23 protein-coding genes are annotated in these 23,114 nt (G+C 73.7%); 12 read left to right on the top strand and 11 right to left on the bottom strand.

Annotated features, from left to right (window positions below):
• Nucleotides 1-255 precede the first annotated feature (255 nt).
• The 3 genes from IF89_RS0122230 to IF89_RS0122220 form a co-directional block, all read right to left on the bottom strand.
• Nucleotides 256-753, bottom strand: a complete 498-nt coding sequence (locus IF89_RS0122230) for a metallophosphoesterase family protein (protein ID WP_030770840.1) — start codon at nt 751-753, stop codon at nt 256-258.
• Between the two features lie 212 nt (nt 754-965).
• Nucleotides 966-2,357, bottom strand: a complete 1,392-nt coding sequence (locus IF89_RS0122225; protein WP_030770838.1) for an amidase — start codon at nt 2,355-2,357, stop codon at nt 966-968.
• Nucleotides 2,344-2,553 (bottom strand): hypothetical protein, encoded by a 210-nt coding sequence (locus tag IF89_RS0122220; protein ID WP_030770836.1) that lies wholly within the window; start codon nt 2,551-2,553, stop codon nt 2,344-2,346. Before IF89_RS0122220 ends, IF89_RS0122225 begins: the two co-directional genes overlap by 14 nt.
• 171 nt (nt 2,554-2,724) lie before the next feature.
• Between IF89_RS0122220 and IF89_RS0122215 the strand changes: the two genes are divergently transcribed.
• Nucleotides 2,725-3,678, top strand: coding sequence for an MBL fold metallo-hydrolase (locus IF89_RS0122215; RefSeq protein ID WP_051807421.1), 954 nt, complete (start codon nt 2,725-2,727; stop codon nt 3,676-3,678).
• A 3-nt stretch (nt 3,679-3,681) separates the two neighbouring features.
• On the opposite strand, the gene IF89_RS0122210 is transcribed toward IF89_RS0122215, so the two are convergent.
• Nucleotides 3,682-4,260, bottom strand: a complete 579-nt coding sequence (locus IF89_RS0122210) for a TetR/AcrR family transcriptional regulator (protein ID WP_030770831.1) — start codon at nt 4,258-4,260, stop codon at nt 3,682-3,684.
• A gap of 182 nt (nt 4,261-4,442) precedes the next feature.
• Nucleotides 4,443-6,164, bottom strand: coding sequence for a SpoIIE family protein phosphatase (locus tag IF89_RS0122205; protein ID WP_158717907.1), 1,722 nt, complete (start codon nt 6,162-6,164; stop codon nt 4,443-4,445).
• Between the two features lie 168 nt (nt 6,165-6,332).
• On the opposite strand from IF89_RS0122205, the gene IF89_RS0122200 reads away from it, so the two are divergent.
• Both IF89_RS0122200 and IF89_RS0122195 read left to right on the top strand, forming a co-directional pair.
• Nucleotides 6,333-7,799 carry an aminotransferase class I/II-fold pyridoxal phosphate-dependent enzyme gene (locus IF89_RS0122200; protein WP_030770828.1) on the top strand — a complete coding sequence of 489 codons (1,467 nt, stop codon included), beginning with the start codon at nt 6,333-6,335 and terminating at the stop codon, nt 7,797-7,799.
• Between the two features lie 54 nt (nt 7,800-7,853).
• Nucleotides 7,854-8,333: an MSMEG_6728 family protein gene (locus IF89_RS0122195; protein ID WP_030770827.1), complete on the top strand. Its 480-nt coding sequence runs from the start codon at nt 7,854-7,856 to the stop codon at nt 8,331-8,333.
• 239 nt (nt 8,334-8,572) lie between these two features.
• Here the strand turns inward: IF89_RS0122195 and IF89_RS0122190 are convergent, their stop codons facing one another.
• A complete protein-coding gene (locus IF89_RS0122190; protein ID WP_030770825.1) occupies nt 8,573-8,824 on the bottom strand; it encodes a DUF2945 domain-containing protein in 252 nt (83 codons plus the stop codon).
• Between the two features lie 181 nt (nt 8,825-9,005).
• Between IF89_RS0122190 and IF89_RS0122185 the strand changes: the two genes are divergently transcribed.
• Both IF89_RS0122185 and IF89_RS0122180 read left to right on the top strand, forming a co-directional pair.
• Nucleotides 9,006-10,196, top strand: coding sequence for a spore photoproduct lyase family protein (locus IF89_RS0122185; RefSeq protein WP_030770824.1), 1,191 nt, complete (start codon nt 9,006-9,008; stop codon nt 10,194-10,196).
• A gap of 152 nt (nt 10,197-10,348) precedes the next feature.
• Nucleotides 10,349-11,542 (top strand): glycoside hydrolase family 64 protein, encoded by a 1,194-nt coding sequence (locus IF89_RS0122180; RefSeq protein ID WP_030770822.1) that lies wholly within the window; start codon nt 10,349-10,351, stop codon nt 11,540-11,542.
• A 79-nt stretch (nt 11,543-11,621) separates the two neighbouring features.
• Here IF89_RS0122180 and IF89_RS0122175 read toward each other — a convergent pair whose 3' ends face one another.
• Nucleotides 11,622-11,954 carry a hypothetical protein gene (locus IF89_RS0122175; RefSeq protein ID WP_063831326.1) on the bottom strand — a complete coding sequence of 111 codons (333 nt, stop codon included), beginning with the start codon at nt 11,952-11,954 and terminating at the stop codon, nt 11,622-11,624.
• Between the two features lie 692 nt (nt 11,955-12,646).
• Here IF89_RS0122175 and IF89_RS0122170 point away from each other — a divergent pair.
• Genes IF89_RS0122170 through IF89_RS0122150 form a run of 5 tightly spaced genes read left to right on the top strand, consistent with a single transcriptional unit; the run spans nt 12,647 to nt 16,959 of the window.
• Nucleotides 12,647-14,179 (top strand): sensor histidine kinase, encoded by a 1,533-nt coding sequence (locus IF89_RS0122170; protein ID WP_030770817.1) that lies wholly within the window; start codon nt 12,647-12,649, stop codon nt 14,177-14,179.
• A 6-nt stretch (nt 14,180-14,185) separates the two neighbouring features.
• Entirely contained in the window at nt 14,186-14,590 is a 405-nt protein-coding gene (locus IF89_RS0122165) for a roadblock/LC7 domain-containing protein (protein ID WP_030031532.1), read from the top strand.
• Nucleotides 14,587-14,946 (top strand): DUF742 domain-containing protein, encoded by a 360-nt coding sequence (locus IF89_RS0122160; RefSeq protein WP_030770814.1) that lies wholly within the window; start codon nt 14,587-14,589, stop codon nt 14,944-14,946. The genes IF89_RS0122165 and IF89_RS0122160 overlap by 4 nt, the downstream gene beginning before the upstream one ends.
• Complete coding sequence (locus tag IF89_RS0122155) at nt 14,927-15,547, top strand: GTP-binding protein (protein ID WP_030770811.1); 621 nt, start codon at nt 14,927-14,929, stop codon at nt 15,545-15,547. The genes IF89_RS0122160 and IF89_RS0122155 overlap by 20 nt, the downstream gene beginning before the upstream one ends.
• Nucleotides 15,544-16,959, top strand: a complete 1,416-nt coding sequence (locus IF89_RS0122150; RefSeq protein WP_030770809.1) for a cytochrome P450 — start codon at nt 15,544-15,546, stop codon at nt 16,957-16,959. The genes IF89_RS0122155 and IF89_RS0122150 overlap by 4 nt, the downstream gene beginning before the upstream one ends.
• Before the next feature lie 57 nt (nt 16,960-17,016).
• Here IF89_RS0122150 and IF89_RS0122145 read toward each other — a convergent pair whose 3' ends face one another.
• The 3 genes from IF89_RS0122145 to IF89_RS0122135 all read right to left on the bottom strand — a co-directional run bounded on the left by IF89_RS0122145 (nt 17,017) and on the right by IF89_RS0122135 (nt 20,011).
• Nucleotides 17,017-18,114, bottom strand: a complete 1,098-nt coding sequence (locus tag IF89_RS0122145; protein WP_030770808.1) for a terpene synthase family protein — start codon at nt 18,112-18,114, stop codon at nt 17,017-17,019.
• Nucleotides 18,111-19,028 (bottom strand): SAM-dependent methyltransferase, encoded by a 918-nt coding sequence (locus tag IF89_RS0122140; RefSeq protein WP_043194244.1) that lies wholly within the window; start codon nt 19,026-19,028, stop codon nt 18,111-18,113. The genes IF89_RS0122145 and IF89_RS0122140 overlap by 4 nt, the downstream gene beginning before the upstream one ends.
• A gap of 221 nt (nt 19,029-19,249) precedes the next feature.
• On the bottom strand, nt 19,250-20,011 hold the full coding sequence (locus IF89_RS0122135) for a DUF72 domain-containing protein (RefSeq protein ID WP_030770805.1): 762 nt from the start codon (nt 20,009-20,011) through the stop codon (nt 19,250-19,252).
• A 149-nt stretch (nt 20,012-20,160) separates the two neighbouring features.
• Between IF89_RS0122135 and IF89_RS0122130 the strand changes: the two genes are divergently transcribed.
• Nucleotides 20,161-20,901: a UdgX family uracil-DNA binding protein gene (locus IF89_RS0122130; RefSeq protein ID WP_078628437.1), complete on the top strand. Its 741-nt coding sequence runs from the start codon at nt 20,161-20,163 to the stop codon at nt 20,899-20,901.
• A gap of 91 nt (nt 20,902-20,992) precedes the next feature.
• On the opposite strand, the gene IF89_RS0122125 is transcribed toward IF89_RS0122130, so the two are convergent.
• Nucleotides 20,993-22,240, bottom strand: a complete 1,248-nt coding sequence (locus tag IF89_RS0122125; RefSeq protein WP_030770798.1) for a saccharopine dehydrogenase family protein — start codon at nt 22,238-22,240, stop codon at nt 20,993-20,995.
• 112 nt (nt 22,241-22,352) lie between these two features.
• Here IF89_RS0122125 and IF89_RS0122120 point away from each other — a divergent pair, with 112 nt between their 5' ends.
• Nucleotides 22,353-23,072 (top strand): TetR/AcrR family transcriptional regulator, encoded by a 720-nt coding sequence (locus IF89_RS0122120; RefSeq protein WP_030770795.1) that lies wholly within the window; start codon nt 22,353-22,355, stop codon nt 23,070-23,072.
• The last annotated feature ends 42 nt before the right edge of the window (nt 23,073-23,114 follow it).

The following is a 23,114-nucleotide window of genomic DNA, read 5'->3' as shown; positions in this document are numbered from 1 at the left end:
CACGACCCGGGGCCCAGGCGATCTGGTGTGCGAGGCGAATCGGGCCGGAGACGGTCGACATCCGGTTTCGCCTCCTTCCAGCAGCTCACGAGCGGGGTGCGGTCGAAGGTACGTGGCCGCGGCTTCATCGGTCAAGCACGAGCAGCGCCGAGGAGGGGCTCGGCCGGGGGACTTGCGGGCGTACAGCAGGCAGCGTCCGGCCCCCGGTGCGCGCTGACCGGACCCGCGCCGCGCAGCGCGGTGAGGCGCTGGTGCCTATGCGGACAGCCGGTGGAGGACGACCTCGCGCAGGGCGCCGTCCTCGGCGGTGAGGGTCAGGTAGGTGTGGTGCGGCTGGCGCCGCCGGTCGGTCGGGGACCCGGGGTTGAGCAGGCGCAGACCGCCGGGGGCGGTGGAGTCCCAGGGGATGTGGCTGTGGCCGAAGACCAGGACGTCCGTGTCGGGGAACTTCGCGGCGCAGCGCCGTTCGCGTCCGGCCGCCGGGCCGGTCTCGTGGACGACCGCGAACCGCAGACCGCCGAGTTCGGCGCGGGCGATCTCCGGCAGTCGGCCGCGCAGCGCGGGCCCGTCGTTGTTGCCGTACACGGCGATCAGCCGGCGGGACCGCGCCTCCAGCACGTCGAGGGTGGCTTCGTCGGTCCAGTCCCCGGCGTGGATCACCACGTCGGCTTCGCCGACCGCCGTCAACAGGGCCTCGGGAAGGTGTTTGGCGCGCGAAGGCACGTGCGTGTCCGACGTCAGCAGCAGCCGCATGCCCCCACCTTACGGGCTGCCCCGCCGATCGGGCCGGAACCGGGACCGGCGCCCCGGCACCGCGGCAGCGCCGGCTCCCGCGGGCCGCGCCCGAGCGCGCGCGTGCGTCCGCCCCGTGGCTCGTGGGACTCCGGAACGCTCTGCGGGTGCAGGGCCGCCGAGTTCGCCGCGTACGGGGACCCTCGCCGTAGGGGGCGTGACGCGGGTCGGCGCTACAGCGCCGGTGCCAGGTCGCGGGGGCCGTGTGTCCGCTCGTAGGCGTGCCCCGTGCGCAGCAGGACCGCCTCGCCGAAGGGGCTTCCCATGAGCTGCATGCCGATCGGCAGGCCCCTGGGGTCCAGGCCGACCGGGACGGTCAGCGACGGGACGCCCGTGAGGTTGGCCGGGGCCGACAGCCGTACGTAGGCGTCGGAGACGCTCTCCACCGTGCCGTCGCCCCAGGTGACGGTCGTCTGCCCGGCGGCCACGGCCGTGACGGGGACGGTCGGCGCGGCGATCACGTCGACCGCGGTCATCATCTCCCGCCACGCCTGCCGTACGAGCGTGCGGGCGCGCTGCGCGCGCAGGTAGTCCCCCGCGGTCATCAGCTCGCCGGCCTCCAGCAGGACCCGCACGTCCGCCCCGTACAGGTCCGGCACCGCCCGCAGCGTGCGCGCGTGGTAGGCCGACGCCTCCGGCACCATCAGCCCCCACTGGGTCGCCCGCAGGTAGCGCGTCATCGGTATCTCGACGTCGACGAGCCGCGCACCGAGCGCCTGGAGCCCGCCGATCGCCTGCCGGACCGCCGCTTCGACGTCGGGGTGGACGTGGTCGAAGTAGTGGTTGACCGGCACCCCCACCCGAAGGCCCGTCAGGTCCGGTGCGGGGCCGGGCCGGTAGTCGGCGGGCGGTGCTGCTGCCGACGCCGGGTCGCGGGGGTCGTGACCCGCCAGTGAGGCGAGGACCAGGGCCGCGTCCTCCACGGTGCGGGTGATGGGCCCGACGTGGTCGAGCGACCAGGACAGCGAGGTCACGCCGTGCCGGGAGACCAGGCCGTACGTGGGCTTGAGGCCGACGACCCCGTTCAGCGCGGCGGGTACCCGGATGGAGCCGCCGGTGTCGGTGCCCAGCGCGAAGGTGGCGGCCCGTGCGGCCACCGCGACGGCCGATCCGCCGCTGGACCCGCCGGCCACCCGGCTGCGGTCCCAGGCGTTGCCGGTCTGCGGGGTGGTCAGGCCGTAGGCGAACTCGTGCGTGTGGGTCTTGCCGACGAAGACCGTACCGGCCGCGCGGAGCCGTGCGGCGACCGTGCTGTCGGCCTGCGCCCGGTGGCCCTCGCGCACCCGGGAACTCGCCGACGTGGCCGTCCCGGCCACGTCGATCAGGTCCTTCAGGCCCGCGGGGACGCCGTGCAGGGGGCCCCTGGGCCCGTCGGCGGCGATCTCGTCCGCCGCGCACCGGGCCGAGTGGCGCGCCCCGTCCGCCGCCACCGACGCGTAGGCGCCCAGGCGCGGTTGCACCTGCTCGATGCGGGCCAGTACCGAGTCGACCAGCTCGACCGGCGACATCCGGCGGGAGCGGACCGCCTCGGCGGCGCCGGCCAGGGTCAGGTCATACGGCTGCATCGGGCTGCTCCCCTCCGGCGCGGAACGCGGCCGACGGCGGTGTGTCCCCGAAGCCCAGTTCTCTCAGCACGGATACGACGGAGTGGATGTGTTCGGCCGCGGCCGCCACGTCCGCGTGGCGTTCGGGAGCCAGGGGGAGGCCGGAGCGTGCGGCCCATCGGGCCGCTTCCGGCGGGGTGAGGTCGTCGGCGGACATGGGTGTCCTTCCTGAACGGGCGCAGACGGGAAGGGCGTTGGCCAGACGCCCCTCGTAAAAGCTAACAGATTGCGTTAGTTGCCCGGCGAGGGTTAAGGTCCATAAAGCGAATGAATTGCTTTTAGGTGGGCACTCGGTGCTCGCCGTCCGCAGGCGAAGGAAGGTCCCACCGTGCATGCAGCACCGCCCGCCGTCTCCCCGTCCTGGACGGTGGGGGCCGTCACCGTCCAGCGGATCGACGAAGTCCCCCTGCCACCGCAGACCGGACCGTGGCTCCTGCCCGCCGCCACCCCCGACGTCGTCCGCGAACGGGACTGGCTGCGGCCCGCGTTCGCGGACCCGGACGGTGTCCTGCGCCTGGACAGCCACAGCTTCGCCATGGTCGTCGACGGGTTGCGCGTCGTCGTCGACACGGGCATCGGCAACGGCAAGACGCGTGCCAATCCGGCGTGGCACGACCTGCGCACCGACTACCTCGAACGCCTCACGCTCGCCGGATTCCCCCCGGAATCGGTCGACCTGGTCGTGCTGACCCACCTGCACACCGACCACGTCGGATGGAACACGCGCCGGGTCGACGGCGCATGGGTGCCCACCTTCCCCCGCGCCCGCTACCTCACCTCGAAGGCCGAGTACGACTTCTGGGCGGGCCGGGCCATGGACGACGCACGGGCGGCCGTGTTCCGCGATTCCGTCCACCCGGTCGACGAGGCGGGGCTGCTCGAAGCCGTCGACGTGCCGGCCGGAGGTCTCACGGTGGCTGCCGGTCTTGAGCTCCTGCCGACCCCCGGCCACACACCGGGGCACATCGCGGTCCGACTGACCAGTGGCGCCGCATCGGCCCTCGTCACCGGGGACTGCATCCACCACCCCGTGCAGCTGGCGCACCCGGACATCGGCAGCTGCGTCGACATCGACCCCGCGCAGGCCGAGAGGACGCGCCGCTCGCTCCTGGCCTCCCTCGCCGCCGGCGGCGCGCTCCTGCTGGGCACACACTTTCCGCCGCCGACCGCCGGCCGGGTGGTCGCCGACGGCGACGCCTACCGGCTCGAACCCGTCTCCGGCCGCACCGGGGCCGTTGCGGCCGTCGACCGCTGCGCGGACGCCGACGGCAGGACGGCGTGACGGTCAGCGCGCCGCGGCGCAGCCGTCCAGGAGTGCCTCGACCAGGCCGCGCGCGTAGTCGGCGGCGAGGTCGCGGACGCCCGGGCGGAAGAGGATCCGGTACATCACGGGAGCCACGACCCGGTCCAGCACCAGCTCGACGTCCGGTGCGCCTTCCCCGCGCTCGGCCGCCCGTGCGAGGACGACGCCGATCTGCTCCGCCGCGTACTGCGAGCACCGTGCGGCGTTGTCGCCGTCGGGGGCTCCGAGAAGGGCGTCGCGGATGTAGGCGCGGCCGATCGGGGAGGCCATCTCCTCGATGAACTGCTCCGCCCAACTGGCCAGGTCTTCAGCCAGGTTGCCGTGGTCCTGGGGCGGCGTGTCGGGCTGCAGCCTCTCCACGGCGACGTCCGACAGCAGCTCCTGCAGGTCGCCCCAGCGCCGGTAGATCGTCGACGGCGTGACTCCGGCGCGCGCCGCGACCAGCGGAATGGTCAGCTCCGAGCGGCCCCGCTCGTCCTGGAGTTCGCGCACCGCGGTGTGGACCGCCTCCTGGACGCGGGCGCTGCGGCCACCCGGGCGGACCATCGCTCTGCGACTCATGGCGGCAGCTTAAAGCAAAGTTTCAACGCATCCATCCTGACCAGCCCGTCGGCCGCTTCCGGCGCAGCCACCCCCCTCTCGCGCTGCTCGCCACGGCCGCGCTGCGCACTCCCGTCGTCGACGGCCGGTCCGACCGGAGGGCCGGGAGGAGCCCGGCGCCGGGGCCCACCCGGACGGCGCGCTCAGGGCGCTGCGACGCGCACCGCGAACAGGACGGCGTCGTCCCGGGCGTCCCCCAGGGCGACCGTGTCCAGGAGCGAGCGCAGCAGTGCGTCCAGGGGAACGTCCGGGGGAGCCGTGGCGAGCCGGTGGGCGAGGCGGCCGACGTTGTCCTCGATGTCCCCGCCCGGCTCCTCCACCAGCCCGTCGGTGTACAGCAGCAGGGTGCTTCCCGGGGGCAGGGAACGCCTCGCGCAGGAACGGGGTCCGGGCTCCAGCTCGTGGTGCAGCAGCACGTCGTGCTCCACGAGGCTGTCCACCGCGCCGTCCGCGGTGACCACGAGCGGAGCGGGATGGCCGGCGTTGCTCCACCTCAGCTGCCAGTGCCCGGCGGCCCCCGGGGTGAGGTGGGCGTGGACGGCGGTGCCGCTCGCCGGTAGCCCCAGCCGGCGGCAGGCCCGCTCCAGCGCGCCGAGGGCCTGCTCCGGGCCCTCGCCCGGGTGGTCGTGATCGGCCTGGCGCAGCATGCTGCGCACCTGGCCCATCAGGGAGGCGGCGTGCATGTCGTGCCCCGTGATGTCACCGACCGTCAGGGCCAGCCCGCCCGCGGTGTCCCCGCCCGGCGCCGGCGGCAGGGGGTAGGCGTCGTACCAGTCACCGCCCACCATGTCGTCCCGCGCGGCCGGCCGGTACAGGGCGGACAGCTCCAGGCCGGCCACGTCGGGCAGGTCGGTCAGCATGGCCAGCTGCAGCTCCCGGGCCACGGTGACCCGCTCGTCGAGGTGGAGGGCGCGTTCGACCGCCTGGGCGGTGTACGCGGCGAGCGTGGTCAGCACCGCCCGCTCCTCCACTCCGATCCAGCACGGGACGTCCCAGCCCAGGACCAGCGCCCCGAGGGTTCCGCGCGCGCCGCGCAGGGGCAGGCAGACGGCGGTTCCGCGGTCCCCTTCGTCGAACGCCGTGGTGGCCGCGGAGGGTCCGGCGTCGTCGTCCCCCTCCCCGTCCGCGGTGGCGTCGACCACGACCATCCGGTTCTCGCGGACCGCCCGTGCCACCGGCCGTTCCGAGTCGAGCGCGAGACCCTCGGTGCCCACCCTGCCGGTCCCGCCGAAGTCCCCTCCGACGGGGCTCGGGACGGCGTGGAGCATCCCCCGCCGCACCAGGACCAGGTCGACGAGGGCCGGCTTGAGGTCCCCGCCGACCAGGTCCCCGACCCGCTGGCGGACGTCGTCCAGGCCGCTGGTGTCGGCGAGGTCCTCGGACGCCCGCAGCAGCAACTCGGAACGGTCGAGCAGCACGTGCGCCCGACTCGCGTTCCCGGCCGCCGCCCGCGCCGCGTCCACCGCCGCCACCCGGGCCCTCCGGACGCTCCCGGACCGCGCGCGCATGCGCATCTGCGCACTGCACGCGGTGGCGAGGTCCGTCAGGTCCCGTACGTCGTCCTCGGTCCACTGCCGGCGTCCGCCGACCGTGACGGCGAGCACGCCCAGGAGTTCGCCGGCACCCCCGACGAGCGGCACGCCCGCGAATGCGCAGGCCGACGCCACCTCACCAGAAGGGGAGAAGAAGCGGGCCCGGCCGTCCTGCGCGACCCGCCGGCAGTGCGCCACGACGGCCGGGTCGAGGTCCGCCCCGGTCGGCCAGCGCTCGGGGACCGCGCCCGCGGCCTGCGCCACGGGGGTCAGCCAGACCAGCCCCTGCGGGACCCCCAGGAGTCGCGTGGCCAGCCGGGCGAACCGATTCACGCCGTATCCTCTCCGGCCGCACAGCCCCTGCCTCCGCTGCCACCCATCGTAGGGCCGTCCCGCCGCCCGTGCGGAGTGCGGCCCACGGCCGGCCGGCCCGCCGGGCGGGTCGGGCCCGGACGGCGGCGCGAGCCGTTTCCCCGGGCCCGTGCCGGGCAGGCGCACGCCATGGACCAGTCGAAGGCACCGGTGCTCGAAGCGCTGACCGCATACCACCGCGACGGACAGACCCCCTTCACACCTCCCGGCCACAAGCAGGGTCGTGGAGCCGACCCCAGGGTCAGAGCCGTTCTCGGCGACGACGTGTTCCGCTCCGACGTCCTCGCCACCAGCGGCCTGGACGACCGTACGTCCTCCCAGGGCATCGTGGAGGAGGCGCAGGCCCTGATGGCCGACGCCGTCGGCGCCGACCACGCCTTCTTCTCCACCTGCGGTAGCTCCCTGTCCGTGAAGTCCGCCATGCTCTCGGTCGCGGCACCGCACGAGGAACTGCTGGTGGGACGGGACGCCCACAAGTCCGTGGTGTCCGGCCTGATCCTCTGCGGCATCCGGCCCGTATGGGTGGACCCGCAGTGGGACGCCGAACGACACCTGGCCCACCCGCCGTCCGCGGAAGCCTTCGAGGCCGCGTTCGCCGAGCACCCCGACGCCCGCGGCGCACTCGTGACGACGCCGACCCCCTACGGGACGTGCTCCGACCTCGCGGCCATCGCCGAGGTCTGCCACCGTCGGGGCCGGCCCCTGATCGTCGACGAGGCGTGGGGCGCCCACCTGCCGTTCCATCCCGAACTCCCCACGTGGGCGATGGACGCCGGCGCGGACGTCTGCGTCACCTCTGTGCACAAGATGGGATCGGGCCTGGAGCAGAGCTCGGTCTTCCACCTCCAGGGCGACCTCGTCCGACCCGAGGTACTCCGGAGTCGCGAAGACCTCCTGGGCACCACCAGCCCCTCCGTACTCGTGTACGCGGCCCTGGACGGCTGGCGCCGGCAGATGGTCGAGCAGGGCAAGGTCCTCTACGACGACGCACTCGCCCTCGCCGCGCAGGTCCGCGAGCGGATCTCGCGCATCGACGGCATGCGGGTCCACGGGCGCGACGACTTCTGCGGACCCGGCCGTGCCGCGGACATGGACCCGCTCCAGGTCATCGTCGACATCAGCGACTGGGGGGTCACCGGCTACCGTGCCGCCGACTGGCTGCGCCGGCACCACCGGATCAACCTCCACCTCGCCGACCACCGCCGCATCAGCGCCCAGCTCACCCACGCCGACGACCTCGACAGCGCGGACGCACTCCTCGCGGCCCTGACCGACCTGGCCGCCCGTCGCGAGGAACTGCGCACGGGGCAGCCGGTCCACGTCCCCCCGCCGCCCAGGATGCGGCTGGAACAGGCCGCGCTGCCCCGCGACGCCTTCTTCGGCCCGACCGAGCAGGTGCCGTGGGAGGAGGCCGACGGGCGGATCGCCGCCGAAATGCTCACCCCCTACCCGCCCGGCATCCCCGCGGCGCTGCCGGGCGAGCGCCTCACCCGCGACGTCCTGCGGTACCTGCGCTCGGGGATCGATGCGGGCATGGTCGTCCCGGACGCAGTCGACGCCGGGGTCAAGAGCGTGCGGGTCCTGCGCCAGACGTGACGCGCGGCCCGTCGGGCCCGGCGCCGTCCCGCGGACGAGAGAGGAGGAGCCCTTGTGCAGACCTTCCTTCCCTTCCCGTCGTTCGGGGCCTCGGCCGCCGTCCTGGACGCCCGCCGGCTCGGCAAACAGCGGGTCGAGGCCCTCCAGGTGCTGCGCGGGCTGATCGTCCCGGACTACGGATGGCGCAGGCACCCGGCCGTCCGCATGTGGGCCGGCTACGAGGAGGCTCTCGTCCGGTACGGTCTGGACGTCTGCGGGACCTGGACGGCCGAGGGGCGCGCCGACACCTGCGCCGTCACCCTGGTCGCGGACTTCCGGGCCTGGCTGCCGGGCGGCGAGCCGAGGACGCAGGAGCAGTTGGCCGCCGACGGCGACCTTCCGCCCTGGCTCGGCAGCCCGGATTTCCACCGCAGCCACCAGTCCGCGCTCGTGCGCAAGGACCCCGACTTCTACCGTCCGCGCTTCCCCGGAGTCGATGGCGACCTGCCGTACGTCTGGCCCGCCTCCGACCGCACGCCGGGGCGGACGGGGTGACGTCCGGGGCCACGGTCCGAGGGGCCTCGCCGCGCCCGACGGCCCCGGGGGTCACCGCTGCGTCCCGGCGGGGCCCGGGGGGCACCGCATCGCCCCGGCGGGATCCCGCCGCCGTCCGGCGTCACGCTCCCGTGCGGGACGAGGCCCTCCCGCGAGCCCGCGGACCTCGCCTCCGGCACGGGCCGGTGCGGGCTCCCGCACCAGGAGGCAGTACTTCGCCCCGGTGGAGGCCGGGAGCGTCAGCCGGAGCGGCCCTTCTTCCGCAGCGCCTCCGGCTTGTGCACGGCCGACCGGCCGGAGGCGTCGCTCTCCACCTCGTACTGCGGGTCCTCGTCCGAGGCGGCCACGGTGCGGCCCGCGGCCCGTGTGCGCTCGGTGATCTTCTTCTTCACCTTGCCCGACACGTTCTGCCCGTGGCTCTTCCAGGAGACCTCGTCACCCCGGCTCAGGCCGCCCGCGTCCTTGCCGTCCTTGCTGCCCTTGGCGCTCACGACTTCCCCTTCCGTTCCGGCCGGCCCGCGCGCGACCCGGCTCCTGGTCCGCGTCCCAGCCTCCGGCACGTCCGCGGCCGACGCACTTCCTGGACCGCCGCGCCGCCCCCGTACGACCGGCCGACGGCGTACCGCTCCCGGCTCGCCTACAGTGGACGGTCCCTGATCCGCAGGAGACGTGATGCGATCCCAGCCGCCCGTGGGCCCTCCCGACGACGGCGCGGACGCCCTCTTCGGCCTGGAGGACCTCGACCCGGGGCCGGCGTCCGGCGCCCATGCGGCCCCCGGCCCGCTGTTCCGGGACTCGCCGACCGCGCGCCGGCTGCTGTCCGTACGGGCGATCTTCGCCGAGCCGGCGGCCGCGGCCTCCCCGCGCGGCCGGCAGGTCCTCGCCCGGTACCCCGACGCCGAAGTGGTGCCCGTCGACTCGCACTGGCGGATCCCGGACCTCCACGGCAACGAGGGCAACGTCGACCGCTGGGTCCGCATCAAGACCGAGACCCTGGTCCTGGGGGAGAAGAAGACGCTCACCACCCGGCCCAACGGCCGCTCAGCGGACTGGATCGCGCCCGGGCCCGCCAACGGCTGTGCCATGGCCTGCGCCTACTGCTACGTCCCGCGCCGCAAGGGGTACGCCAATCCGATCACCGTCTTCACCAACATCGAGCGCACCATCGCCCACCTCTCCCGGCACATCGCACGGCTCGGGCCCAAGACCGAGCCGAACCAGTGCGATCCGAGCGCTTGGGTCTACGACATCGGCGAGAACAGCGACTGCTCCGTCGACGCCCTCATCAGCGACAACGTGGCCGACCTGGTGCGGGCCTTCGCGCGGTGGCCCGCAGCCAAGGCGTCCTTCGCCACGAAGTTCGTCAACCCCGACCTGCTCCTGCTGGACCCGCGCGGCCGCACCCGCGTGCGGTTCTCCCTGATGCCGCAGAGCGACTCCAAGCTGCTCGACATCCGCACCAGCCCGGTGGAGAGCCGCATCGCCGCGGCCGGCGACTTCCTGGACGCCGGCTACGAGGTCCACTTCAACCTCTCACCCGTCGTCCTGCGCCCCGACTGGGAACGGGACTGGTCCCTCCTGCTGCGGCACATGGACGACGCCCTGCCCGTCCGGGTGAAGGAGCAGGCGGCCGCCGAGGTGATCATGCTGACGCACAACAAGGACCTGCACGAGATCAACCTGGGCTGGCACCCGCGCGCCGAGGACGTCCTGTGGCAGCCCGGCCTCCAGCAGCCCAAGCGCTCGCAGAACGGCAGCTGGAACGTCCGCTACCGGGGCGAGGTGAAGGCCGAGGCGGTCGCGACGATGCGCGCGCTCGTCGCCGAACACACGCCGTGGCTCCGGATCCGCTACGCCTTCTGACGATCCGACCGCTGAAGCCCCGTCAAGAGTATTGACAGAAGTTGAACACAATCGGACGCTGAGAGCGCTCTCACGCTTCAATACATCGATCCCTGCCGCGCCACCAGCTGCCCGCTGCCCGCCGGTACGGGTCCCCCCCACGTGCAAGGAGGATGAGAGTGTCCCGCCTGTCGAAAGCACTGGCGTTCGGCGTTGCGGCCGTGTCCGTCGGCGCCGGTCTGCTGTTCTTCGGCCCGCCGCCGTCCGCGGAGGCCGTACCGGCAACCATTCCGCTCACCATCAAGAACAACTCGGGACGCAACGAGCCCGTCTACATCTACAACCTGGGCACCCTGCTCGCGACGGGCCAACAGGGATGGGCCGACGCGAACGGAACGTTCCACCCCTGGCCCGCCGGTGGCAATCCGCCCACCCCGGCTCCCGACGCGGCGATCACCGGCCCGGCCAACGGGCAGACCAAGACGATCCGGATGCCCAAGTTCTCCGGGCGCGTCTACTTCTCCGTCGGGCAGAAGCTCGTCTTCAAGCTCACCACCGGCGGTCTGGTCCAACCCGCCGTGCAGAACCCCACCGACCCCAACCACAACATCCTGTTCAACTGGTCCGAGTACACGCTCAACGACGGCGGACTGTGGATCAACAGCACCCAGGTCGACATGTTCTCCGCCCCGTACGCGGTCGGCGCCAAGGCGCCGAACGGAACGGTCAAGAACACGGGCCGACTCAAGCCAGGGGGCTACAACGCCGTCTTCGGCGGGCTGCGTGCGGCCGGCTGGGGCGGCCTGATCCACAACCGCCCCGACGGCACCCCGCTGCGCGCGCTCTCGCCCGGCCACGGCATCTCGGCGGGCGGCATCCCCGCGAGCGTGATGGACGACTACATCAACCGCGTGTGGAGCAAGTACAGCTCCTCCACCCTCACCGTGACACCGTTCGCGCACGAACCGAACACCAAGTACTACGGCCGGGTCTCGGGCAACGTCATGAACTTCACCAACGGCGCGGGGACGGTGGTCACCAGCTTCCGGAAACCGGACTCCGACAGCGTCTTCGGCTGCTACAAGCTGCTCGACGCCCCCAACGACACCGTCCGCGGCCCCATCTCCCGCACCCTGTGCGCGGGCTTCAACCGCTCGACACTCCTGACCAACCCCAACCAGCCCGACGCGAACGGCACCGGTTTCTACCGCGACGCCGTGACCAATCACTACTCCCGCGTCATCCACGCCCAGATGGCCGACGGCAAGGCGTACGGCTTCGCCTTCGACGACGTGGGGGCCCACGAGTCCCTGGTCCACGAGGCGGACCCCCGGGAGGCCTTCATGACCCTGGAGCCGTACAACTAGGGCGGCCTGTCCTTCTGATCATGCCGGCCTCGTGCGCGGCCGGTTCGCCCGGCGCCCGGGTGCACCCGGGCGCCGGGCGTCAGTGGTCGTGGCGTGCCCCGTGTTCCAGCGACGACTGGGGGCGGGGCGCGCCGGTTTCCGGGCCGAAGGGGGCGAGGGGGGTCCGGTCGCCGGCGGCCGTCGCGGTGAGGGGGATGCCGAGGCTCTGGCACATGCGCTGCGCGCGGGCCAGTGCGCTGAAGGTCATGGGGGAGGGGGAGCGGCTGGGCAGCTCCACGCTGACCCGCTCGGGGCGGTGGGCGTGGACGAGGGATTCGATCTGCAGGGCGGCCGCGGCCCGGTCGGTGACGCGCAGCTCGTGCAGGATCCGCACGTGCAGCGTGCCATGGGCGATGTGGTGGCTGATGACCATGCCGCACCTCTCTGCACACGGGGGACTCCCGCAGGCCGGGCTTCCCGCACTCCGGGGTCCCGCACGCCGGGATCCCCGCCCCCCAGTGTGCGGCAGCCGGCCCGCCGGGGCCCGCCGGGCCGGCCCGGCGGGCCACGAGGGCGCGGCCCGCCGCCCTCGGCGCGGCGCCGAGCCGGCGGGCGCCGCGGTCGCGGAGAGCCGGTTGCGAGGCCGAGGCCGAGGCCGACGACGACGCCGGCCGGCGCCCTGTCCCGCTCCCGCTCCCGCGCCCGGCCGGTCGCCGTGGCCACCTGCTCCGCCGTGAACCGCCGGGTCGGCTCGCCGCCCGCCGGGGACGCGGCGCCGTCGGACGCCCGACCACTCGAAGCGGTGACTCCTCCGGCCGCGGTGCCCGTAGCGCATTTCCGCCCCCGGCGCCACCTCGGGACCGGGTGGTGCGGCCGGCGCCGGAGGCATGCCACGGGTGCAGGGCCGCCCCGCACGGCCGCCGACGGCCCGCCGACCTCCCCTTACGCCGCCCGCCGACCGACGGGGCCGGGAGCGCAGGCCGGAAACCGCCGCCATCAATGGCGCGTAACGGTTCCTTCGGTCCGATGAACTCCAACGAAAGCGCACATGCGGGCAGTTGGGCGTAGTTATGCTCCCGCCCACCGGTCAGAAGGTCACCCTTTTCCGATAATTCGAGGACGCCGATGGAGCAAAGAGACATTCCACCCGAAACATCCCGCCCGGAGGCGGGAGCGGGCCGGGCCTTGCCCGCGATCGCAGCCATGGCCGCCGTCTGCCTGGTCGGGGCGCTTGTTTCCTCCTCGCGGCCGGTCGGCACGATCATGGTCGCCGCGGGCGCCCTGTGCACCGTCGCGGTGTTCGTCGAGGCCTTGCGGCGCGGCCGCGCGCTCACCGCCCGCAGCGCCGAGATCGCCGCACTCCGGCACACCCTGGCCCGGCAGGAGACCGAGGCGACCCGCCTGGCCACGGTGGTGCTCCCCGAGGCCATCGAACGACTGCGCCGCGGCGAGGTGGCCGAGGAGGTGCTCACCTCCCTGGGCGGCCGTGCCGGACGCGGCAACCGCTGGGGCAACGACGAGGCCCTCACCCCGCGCTTCCGCGCCGCCCTCCAGGCCGTACTGGCCCACGCCATCGACACCGTCGACAACGAGGAGAGCCTGCGCGACTCGGCGCAGCGCGCCTTCGTGAACGTCGCCCGCCGCGTGCAGGCGATCGTGCACCAGCAGGCCCACGAGATGCGCGAGATGGAGGACCGGCACGGCCGCAACCCGGACGTCTTCGGCGACCTCCTGCGGCTGGACCACGGCACCGCCCTCATCGGCCGGCTCGCCGACTCCATCTCCGTCCTCGGCGGTGCGCGCCCCGGCCGGCAGTGGAGCAGGGCCGTCACCCTCTACAGCGTGATGCGCGGCGCGATGTCGCGGATCATCGACTACCAGCGCGTGGAACTGCACTCGGTGACCGAGGTCGCCGTCCTCGGCCCCGTCGTCGAACCGCTGATCCACACCCTCGCGGAACTGCTGGACAACGCCACCCGCTACTCCCCGCCGCACACCCGGGTCCACCTCACCGCCGTGGAGGTGCAGTCGGGCATCGCCGTGGAGATCGAGGACGGCGGCCTCAGCATGAGCGAGGAGGCCCGCGCACGGGCCGAGAAGATGCTCGCCCAGGCGCAGTCCGGCATCGACCTCAACGACCTGGGCGAGACGCCGAGGCTGGGCCTGGCGGTGGTCGGCCGGCTGGCGCAGGCGTACGGCTTCCAGGTGTCCCTGCGCTCCTCCGCGTACGGCGGTGTCCGCGCCGTGGTCATCGTGCCGCAGCACCTGATCACCACGGCGACCGCGGCCACCGGTCTCGCCCACGGCATCGGCTCCTCCTCCGGGCCCCGGGCGGTGTCCGCCACCCCGCGCGAGCACCCCGTCGACGCGACGTCGGCCGGCGTGTCCGTACCCCGGCCGGCGCCCGCTCCGGCGCCCGGGCCGATGCCCGCCGCCGGCGGGCCGACCACCGAACGTACCGCGACCGGTCTGCCGCAACGGCGCCGGAAGGACCGCGTCGCCACCTCCGAAGTCCGGCCGGCCGCGCGGCCGCAGCCGGCCGACGACAACGGCCCCGGAATGTGGTTGGAGGCGTTCCACAGCGGACTGTCCGGCGAGTCCGGCCACGACGCACCGGGCGCCCAGGACGCGTCGGGTTCAGCGACCAAAGGGGCTTAGGCAGTGATGACTCAGCGAAGCAGTATGGACTGGATGCTCAAGGACCTGGCCGCCGGCGTTCCGCAGACGCGGCACGTGATCGTACTGTCCGCGGACGGGCTCTGCGTGGCGCAGTACGGGGCCGAGACGGACACGGCGGACCGCCTGGCGGCCGCCTGCGCGGGCCTGCAGAGCCTCGCCGGGGCGGTGGCCGCGGAACTGCCCAGCTCCGAGGGGAGAATGCGGCTCGTCGTGATCGAGATGGACGGCGGGTTCTTCTACCTGATGGCCGCCGGAGACGGCTCCTACCTCGCGGTCCTCGCCGACGAGGGTGTCGACGCGGGGCTCATGGGCGCGCAGATGCGCAACCTGGTGACGCGAATGGGGGACCACCTGAGCAGCCCGCCCCGGCACGACGGGCAGCCCGCGTGAAAGAGCCGCCCGAAAGCTGGGAGGACGGCAGTCCCGAACGGCTCTACGTCATCACCGGCGGACGCAGTGGCCCTTCCACCTCCGTCCAGCTGGACCTCGTGACCTTAGTGGTGGCCAAAGGGCCTCCCCAGCCGGAGATGCAGCCCGAGCAGGCCTCCATCCTGCGGATGTGCCGGTCACCGCTGTCGGTGGCCGAGATCTCCGCCTACGCCGGCCTGCCCGTGAGCGTCGTCACCGTGCTGGTCGGAGACCTGATGGCCACCCAGCGCGTGCACGTCCGCCCGCCCATTCCCGCCGCGCAGCTACCCGACCTTGCTCTGATCGAGGCAGTGATCGATGGACTTCAGAAGCTCTGACCCGCCCGCCGGGCCGCGCGAGGCGGACGTCCTGCCGCACACGGCCGCGGCGGCCGTCAAGGTCGTCGTCGTCGGCGGTTTCGGCGTGGGCAAGACGACGATGGTCGGTGCGGTCAGCGAGATCAAGCCGCTGACCACCGAGGAGACGATGACCAAGGCGGGCGTCGGCGTCGACGACACCTGGGGCGTCGCCCGCAAGATCACCACCACCGTGGCCATGGACTTCGGCCGCATCAGCATCAACGACGAGCTCGTGCTCTACCTCTTCGGGACACCGGGGCAGGAGCGCTTCTGGTTCCTGTGGCGCGGGCTGTTCGAAGGTGCGCTGGGCGCCGTCGTCCTCCTCGACACCCGCCGGCTGGAGATCAGCTTCGACGTCATCGGGAGGCTGGAGGAACGCGGCGTCCCCTTCGTCGTGGCCGTCAACTCCTTCCCCGGCGCTCCGGACCACCCGCTGGAGGAGCTGCGCGAGGCCCTCGACCTGCCGCCCGCCGTCCCGATCCTCGTCTGCGACGCCAGAAAGCGGGACTCCTCCCGCGACGTCCTGCTGACCCTCATGCGCTACCTGCACTCCCAGGCAGCCACCCAGGAGGCAATGTGAGCACCACCCCCACCCCGCCGCCCGAGTGCCCCGCCCACGCCGCGGCGACCGCGGGCGGCCTGTACCGCCTGCACGGAGCGGAGGCCCAGGCGGACCCCTTCGCCCTGTACGAGAAGCTGAGGGCCGAGCACGGCCCCGTCGCCCCGGTGCTCGTCAGCGGGGACCTCCCGGCGTGGCTGGTCCTCGGCCACCGGGAGAACCTGGACGTCGCCCGCACGTCGTCGCGCTTCGCCCGCGACCCGCGGGGCTGGCGCGACCTCAGGGAGGGCCGGGTGCCGGCAGACACCCCGCTCGGCCCCATGGTCTCCTGGGTACCGGTGTGCAACTTCACCGACGGCCCCGTCCACGAACGGCTGCGCGCCGCCGTGGTCGAGTCCCTGGAACGCTTCGACAAGCGCGGCATCCGGCGCTATGTGACGCGCTTCGCCAACCAGCTCGTCGACCAGATCGCCGCCGAGGGGTACGCCGACCTGGTGCCCGCCTTCTCCGACCAGCTCCCCATGCTGGTGATGACCCAGCTCATCGGGGCCCCCGACGAGCACGGGCCGCTCCTGGTCAACGCGGCGCGCGACATGCTCCAGGGGACGGAGACCGCCCTGCAGAGCGACCGCTACGTGACCACCACGCTGGAGAACCTGGTCACGGAACGCAAGGCCAAGCCGGCCCGCGACCTCGCCTCCTGGCTGATCGAACACCCCGCGGACCTCACCGACACCGAAGTGCTCATGCACCTGCGCGTGGTGCTGATCGCGGCCTACGAGACCACCGCGAACCTGATCGCCAACACGCTGCGCACCGTGCTGACCGACCCGCGCTTCCGGGCGAGCCTCTCCGGAGGCCACATGACCCTGCCCGACGCCCTGGAGCAGGTCCTGTGGGACGACCCGCCGATCAACACGATCATCGGGCGGTGGGCCACCGGGGACACCGTGCTGGGCGGCCGGCAGATCAAGGCCGGGGACATGATCCTGCTCGGCCTCGCCGCGGGCAACGCCGATCCGCAGATCCGTCCCGACCCCTCCGTGTCGGTCCACGGCAACCGCTCCCACCTGGCCTTCAGCAGCGGCCCGCACGAGTGCCCGGGCCAGGACATCGGGCGGGCGATCGCGGACACCGGCATCGAGGTGCTCCTGGACCGGCTGCCCGACCTCCAACTGGCCGTCGACGCGAGCGAGCTGCAGTGGCGCGGCACCCTGATGTCACGCCATCTGCTGACGCTGCCGGTACGGTTCGCTCCGCGCTCGGCGCCGGCGCCGGCTCCGGCCCCGCAGCTGCCGGTGGAGCAGCCGGCCGGGCACCCCGTCCATCCGCTGATCCCGCCGCAGCCGACGGCGCCGCCCGCGGCCGCCGCCACCGGTGGGCGCAGGCGCCGGGGTGTCGGCTGGTGGCGCCGACTGCTCGGCCGCCGCTGAGCCCGCCGTCCGTGCCAGGGGCCCCGGCCGCATCGACCGGAGCCCCCGGTACGCCCCTCAGCGGTGCAGCTGCCGCCACCAGGCCGCCAGGGCCGGCAGGTCCGGCGGTCCGGACACGGCGGCACCGGGTCCGTCGGCGAACCGGACCGTGAACGCCGCGTCGGCGACGGGCAGTTCGTAGCGGTTGCGCGGACTGGCGTAGCGCGGTGCACGGGTCTGCCACGCGATGCAGCCGGCCACGTAGTGGCCCAGGGCCGCGAGATGGCGTCGCAGGGTCGGGTCCGCGCCGTGCTCCAGCTGTGCCCGCAGCCCGAGGAAGAGGCCCATCACGCGGTCGCGCAGGGCCACGGCGAGGGGAACCGCCTCGGCCGGCGAGCAGCCCTCCTGGTGGGCGAGGACGTTGACCAGGTTGACCTCCGGCGGCTGCAGGTGGTCGTCCTTGTCGTAGGAGAACAGGTCGTTGTCCGCGCTCACGACGAAACCGGCCGCGTCCGTCGCGGCCGTCAGCGCGGGGGAGCACAGGACCTCCGCCGGCATGCGGTCGCGGCGGGCGACGTCCGACCAGGTCAGCGAGAACCGGGTGCCGTTGGCCAGCGGTCCCATGGCGACGAAGTCGTTCAGCCCCGGCATGGACCCCTCCTCCGCCCGCGCGGCCCGCCAGGCCGCCCCGAGCAGCCAGTCCCGCGTCCCCTCGACGAACCGGCGCAGCTCGTAGGGGGTGAGCAGGGCGTGGGTGCGGCCGACCAGGTCCAGCAGCGCGCGGGTCATCGGCCCCTCGGGCAGCAGCGACGCCCCGGGGTCCTCGATGGTCCGCAGCAGCCGCGTCCCGTGGTCGACGACGGCCGCCGTGCCCACCTCGGCGGAACCGGAGTCCTGCCAGTCGTCGACGGCGTTGGCCCAGTAGTTCCACTCCGTGAACAGCAGGACCGTCTCCACGTCCCCGTCGGGAATGATCCGGCAGGAGAAGTCGGCGCTGTGGGTGGCGAGCCCCCATGCCCGCTCGACCGGGTCCGGGTACAGGCCGAAGGCGTCCAGCCACTCGACCGCCCGGGACTCCACCTCCTTGGCGTCGGGATGGACGAGGTCGCGCGGCAGGGGGCAGTAGAAGGGCGGCAGGCCCGCGCCGAGGCGGGAGGGCCGTGGCGGTGCGGTCATCGACCACCTCCCAACCGGAAGCGCAGCAGGCGCGTCTCCACCGCGTGGTCGCGCCACAGCCGGAAGAACTTGCTGTGGGCGATCGTGGACTGTTCGAGGCGCTCGGGGGTCCAGGCGCCCGGTGCGGCGCCGTCGCCCGCCCGGATCCGGTCGAGTTCGGCGGTGTTCCACGCCATGGACTGCACCCAGAACTCCGCGACCGAGTCCGTCACGTCCTCGTCCTGGACCAGTTCGAACCCGGCCGCCTCGGCCGCGGCCAGGTATTCGGCACGCCGGCCCAGCCGGGTTCTGTAGTAGTCGTCCATGAACTCCCGCCACCGGCAGGCGCCCACGAAGTGTTCCTGGATCCCGAACCAGCCGCCGGGTTCGAGCGCGTTCGCGACGACCGCGAACAGTCTGGTCCGGTCGGTGTAGCCGCTGCTCTCGTTGGCGTAGGCGGCGTCGTACGCGCGGGTCTCGTCCAGGTCGTGCACGTCGGCCAGGACGGGCCGCACGTGCTCCGCGACCCCGCTGCGCCGGGCGAAGTGCCGCACGATCGGCACGTGTTCCGGTGCGACGGTGAGGCCGGTGACCGACGCGCCGTGCTCCTGCGCCCAGTAGAGGGAGGTGCCGCCCAGGCCGCAGCCGATGTCGAGCAGCCTCCGGGGAGGCGCCTCGTACGCACCCCAGGAGCGGGCCGCGTGGTCGACTATGAGCTCCTGGGCGTCGAACAGGGCGCGTTGCAGCGTGCTCTGCGGGACTGTGGTGTCGGGTGGGCCGTCCGGATACAGGCCCACGTGGAAGTGGACGCGTGGGCCCGGACCGTACTTCTGCAGGATCTCCTGTGTCTTGCGGCTGTAGTAGAGCCGGACCGGGTCGTCCGCGGCCGAGGCTCGGCCGCCGCCTAAAGACCGTTCGAAGGGGGTAACGCGCATGGGGTGTCCGCCCTTTCGTGGGGTAGGGCCGCCCTCCGGGGCATGCCGGCGCCGCTCTCGTGGCGTCCCGGGGGCACACTGTTGAAGCACGGACCATCGTGGCACTTCGGAGGCACCGCGTCAGCCCGCTGGAGCAGCACGGTACCGTCAAGATCCCTGCCATGAGGGCTGGTTGACGGTGACGGGGCGGGCCGCCGGTGCGCCGGCGACCAGCAGGGCGCTCACGCCGGCGCGCGCTCCGGGGACGACTCCCGCGCCGGGGGCGGCACCAGCCGGACGAACGCGCGGGCGTCGGCGACGGCCGCTCCACCCGGGTCGTTGTTGAAGTACGCGAAGACGTCGGCGCCGGCGGGCCAGGTGTCCGCGATCCGCGCCGCCCACGTGTGCAGGGCCGCCCGGCCGTAGCGGGGAGAGGGCTGCGCGCGGCCCTCGTGGAACCGTACGTACCCCCAGTCCGCCGTGCGCCACAGCGGCGTGACCGGCCGCGATCCGCGGTCGGCCCAGCACAGGGCGGCACCCCGCTCGGTCAGGACCGAGCGCACGTCGTCCGTCCACCAGGACTCGTGCCGCGGCTCGACCGCGATGCGCGTACCCGCCGGGAAGCAGGCCAGGCAGGCGTCGAGGGCGGCCGGGTCGGCCCGCAGGGTGGGTGGCAGCTGGAGCAGGACCGGCCCGAGGCGGTCGCCCAGGGAGGCGGCGTGCGACATCAGGCGGCTCACCGGCTCGGCGGGCTCGCGCAGGCGTTTGATGTGCGTCAGGAAGCGGCTCGCCTTGACGGCCATGACGAATCCGGGCGGCGTGCGGGCGCGCCACTGGGCGAACGTTTCCGGTGACGGCAGCCGGTAGAAGGCGTTGTTGCTCTCCACCGTGCGGAAGTGACCGGTGTACTCCTCCAGCCAGAGGCGCTGCGGCCGGTCCGGCGGGTAGAGGACGCCCGACCAGTCGCGGTACTGCCACCCGGACGTCCCGACGTACACGGTCATGCCCTCCGCCTGCCCGCCGTGGCCCCCGGCACACCTCGGCGCCGGTTTGGGGCGGGGGACGCCGGGCAGAAGGTGACTGCCGTCCCGCGGTCCCGACTGCGGGGCGGACCAGGACGACAGCACCGGGGGTTCGGAGGCGGTGGTTGCCGATGGACGCGAGTGCCGGGGCTGCTCGGGCCGCCGGTGCCGATCCCGGCGCCGGCCGGGGCCGCGATGCCGGCCGGAGCCACGATGCCGATGCCGGCCAGGGCTACGACGCGACCCCGTACCTGCCCTCCCGCGGCGGGCTGCCCGGTCTGCGCCGGGCCGCGGCCGGATGCCGCGGGTGCCCGCTGTTCCGGGACGCGACGCAGACGGTCTTCGGCCTCGGGCCCGCAGGGGCGCGCCTGATGCTGGTGGGGGAGCAGCCGGGGGACCAGGAGGACGTTCGGGGGGAGCCCTTCGTCGGACCGGCCGGACGGCTGCTGCGCCGGGCACTGGCGCAGGCCGGCCTGGACGAGGAGGACGCGTACTTCACCAATGCCGTCAAGCACTTCAAGTTCACCCCCGCCCCGCGGGGCAAACGACGCATCCACAAGGCTCCCAGCCTGCGCGAGGCGGCCGCATGCCGACCGTGGCTCGTGCAGGAGCTGCGCCTGGTCGGGCCCGAGGTGCTGGTGGTGCTCGGCGCGACGGCGGGCAGGGCGCTGCTGGGGTCCTCCTTCCGGGTGGGTGAGCAGCGCGGCGTCCTGCTGCCGATGCCGGCCTTCGACGGCGGGGCGTCGGGGGCGGTGTCCGGGCAGCTGCTGGCGACCGTCCATCCCTCCGCGGTGCTGCGGGCCGACGACCGCGACGCGGCCTTCGCGGGACTGGTGGCGGACCTTTCGGTGGCCGCCACCGTGCTGGAGTGAGCGGACGGCCGTGGCCCCGGCGGGAGCGGCTGATCGCCGGGGGCCCGTCTCGCGCAGCAGCGGGTGCGCGGCCGTCGTCGCCCGGGCGGGCTCAGTGGCTCGGAGCGGATGCGGGCTCCTGCTCGCGGAGGGCCCAGGGCGAGCCGTACGCCGTGAGCAGGTCGAGGAAGGGCAGCGGCGCGAGGGCCTCCGGGCCGAGGACCCCGGACCCCGACCACCCGCCGGTCGCGATCAGTTCCAGGGCCACCACCGGGTTGACGGCGGTCTGCCAGACGACGGCCTGGGAGCCGTACTCGCGCATCGACCACTGGTTGTCGACCACGTGGTAGAGGTACACCTCGCGGGGCCGGCCGTCCTTCGTGCCCTTGACCCAGGTGCCGGCGCAGGTTCTGCCCGTCATCCGGTCGCCGAGCGTCGCCGGGTCGGGCAGGCAGGCCGCGACGACGTCCCGCGGCGAGACCCGTACCTCACGGCCGTCCTCGCCGCGGACGGGGACGCGGACGGTGGAGTCCAGGCCCAGCGCGTGCAGGGCCTTCAGCTTTCCGATGAAGTCGTCGCCGAGGCCGTACTTGAAGGTCACCCGGCGGGCGCCGACCCAGCGCGGGACCAGGAGGACCTCCTCGTGCTCGACGTTGACGCATTCGACCGGCCCGATGCCCTCGGGGAAGTCGAAGACCTCCGGCTCGCTGAACGGTTCGGTGGTGAACCACCCGCGCCCGCGCTCGTACACCACGGGAGGGTTCAGGCACTCCTCGATCGTGGTCCAGATGTTGAAGGACGGGGCGAAGTCGTAGCCCTCCACGGTGAGGTCGGCGCCGTCGCGGATACCGATCTCCTCGATGTCGTCGAAGAGTTCGTCGGCCGCGTAGCGTGCGAAGACGTCCGACAGGCCGGGCTCGACCCCCATGCCGACGAGCGCGAGGCGGCCCGACTCCTCCCACTCCGCGGCCCGTGCGAACTGCTCGTCGCCGAGCTTCACCCCGCACTCGGCGTGCGGGTGCTCGGGGTGCGGACGGGAGAGCGACATGGCCATGTCGACGTAGTGGCTGCCCGCCGCGAGCGCGGCGTCGAACAGGGGCATCACGAAGCGCGGATCGGTGGCGTTCATCAGGACGTCGCAGCCGTGCTCGGTGAGCAGTGCGGTCACCGCCGCCCTGTCGGAGGCATCGACCCGGCAGGCGGTGAAGCGCCGCTCGTCGCCGCCCAGGGCCGCTACGGCGGCCCGGGCGCGGGAGAGGTCGTAGTCGGCGACGACGAACTGGTCGAAGAAGTCACGGCGGGCGGCGATCTTGGTGATCGCGCTGCCGACACCGCCTGCACCCACAAGCAGAACACGCATGTCCCGGTCCTTTCTCGGTGAGGCGTCCGCCTCGGGGGCTGATGGAACCCGGCGCCCCGGGTTAAGGTCAATGGTGTTGGCATAAGGGTGGGACGGTACGGAGGTGGGCGGCGTGGCGAAGGCCGTGGTCCCCGAGGAGGCCCGCAGGCGGCGGCGACCGACGCGCCGGGGGACGGTGCTCTCCGAGAAGCTGATCGTCGAGACGGCGCTGCGCATGGTCCGCGAGCACGGCAGCGCGGGCCTGTCCGCCCGGCGGCTGGGCGCCGCCCTCGGCGCGGACCCGAGCACGCTCTACCGGTACTTCGAGGGCATGGACGGCCTGACCCTCGCCATCGGCGAGGAACTCATCGGCCGGGCCCTCGACGGCTGGGCACCGACCGGCCGGTGGCGCGACGACCTGCGCGACCTCGGCCTGCGCATCCACGGTGCCTACCTCGCCCACCCGCAGGCCGCCCTGCTGACCGCGAGCCGGGTGACCGGCCGGCCGCGCGAGATCGCCGCCGACGAGGTCGTCCTGGGCATCCTGCGCCGAGCCGGGTTCGGCGACGGGGACGCCGTGCGGATCTACCATGCGTACATCGACCAGAGTCTGGCCTTCGCGGCGCTGGACGCGGGCCCGCTGGCCCTCTCGGCCGAGGCCCGTGCGTCGGACGAGCAGCGGTGGGAGTCCACGTATGCCCGCCTGCCGGCCGACACGTACCCGAACATCGCGGCCACCGCCGGCCTGCTGGCCGCGCGCATGCCGCACAGCGCCTACCCCGTCGCCCTGGACATGCTGCTCGACACGGCGGAGCGGCAGCTGGAGCAGGCGGCGGCCGGCCCCGGCGCCTGAGCCGGGGCACGGCAGGCCGCCACCGGCGGTGCGGCGGAGCGC

Source organism: Streptomyces sp. NRRL F-2664 (assembly GCF_000719345.1).
Taxonomy (GTDB): Bacteria; Actinomycetota; Actinomycetes; order Streptomycetales; family Streptomycetaceae; genus Streptomyces.
Note: the sequence above shows the minus strand (reverse complement) of the source record. Positions and strands in the feature narration are given on the sequence as shown.

Coding starts and splice junctions, on each gene's coding strand:
- IF89_RS0122230 (WP_030770840.1), bottom strand. CDS start 753: ATGCGGCTGCTGCTGACGTCGGACACGCACGTGCCTTCGCGCGCCAAA.
- IF89_RS0122225 (WP_030770838.1), bottom strand. CDS start 2,357: ATGCAGCCGTATGACCTGACCCTGGCCGGCGCCGCCGAGGCGGTCCGC.
- IF89_RS0122220 (WP_030770836.1), bottom strand. CDS start 2,553: ATGTCCGCCGACGACCTCACCCCGCCGGAAGCGGCCCGATGGGCCGCA.
- IF89_RS0122210 (WP_030770831.1), bottom strand. CDS start 4,260: ATGAGTCGCAGAGCGATGGTCCGCCCGGGTGGCCGCAGCGCCCGCGTC.
- IF89_RS0122200 (WP_030770828.1), top strand. CDS start 6,333: ATGGACCAGTCGAAGGCACCGGTGCTCGAAGCGCTGACCGCATACCAC.
- IF89_RS0122185 (WP_030770824.1), top strand. CDS start 9,006: ATGCGATCCCAGCCGCCCGTGGGCCCTCCCGACGACGGCGCGGACGCC.
- IF89_RS0122180 (WP_030770822.1), top strand. CDS start 10,349: ATGAGAGTGTCCCGCCTGTCGAAAGCACTGGCGTTCGGCGTTGCGGCC.
- IF89_RS0122175 (WP_063831326.1), bottom strand. CDS start 11,954: ATGGTCATCAGCCACCACATCGCCCATGGCACGCTGCACGTGCGGATC.
- IF89_RS0122170 (WP_030770817.1), top strand. CDS start 12,647: ATGGAGCAAAGAGACATTCCACCCGAAACATCCCGCCCGGAGGCGGGA.
- IF89_RS0122165 (WP_030031532.1), top strand. CDS start 14,186: ATGACTCAGCGAAGCAGTATGGACTGGATGCTCAAGGACCTGGCCGCC.
- IF89_RS0122155 (WP_030770811.1), top strand. CDS start 14,927: ATGGACTTCAGAAGCTCTGACCCGCCCGCCGGGCCGCGCGAGGCGGAC.
- IF89_RS0122145 (WP_030770808.1), bottom strand. CDS start 18,114: ATGACCGCACCGCCACGGCCCTCCCGCCTCGGCGCGGGCCTGCCGCCC.
- IF89_RS0122140 (WP_043194244.1), bottom strand. CDS start 19,028: ATGCGCGTTACCCCCTTCGAACGGTCTTTAGGCGGCGGCCGAGCCTCG.
- IF89_RS0122135 (WP_030770805.1), bottom strand. CDS start 20,011: ATGACCGTGTACGTCGGGACGTCCGGGTGGCAGTACCGCGACTGGTCG.
- IF89_RS0122130 (WP_078628437.1), top strand. CDS start 20,161: ATGGACGCGAGTGCCGGGGCTGCTCGGGCCGCCGGTGCCGATCCCGGC.
- IF89_RS0122125 (WP_030770798.1), bottom strand. CDS start 22,240: ATGCGTGTTCTGCTTGTGGGTGCAGGCGGTGTCGGCAGCGCGATCACC.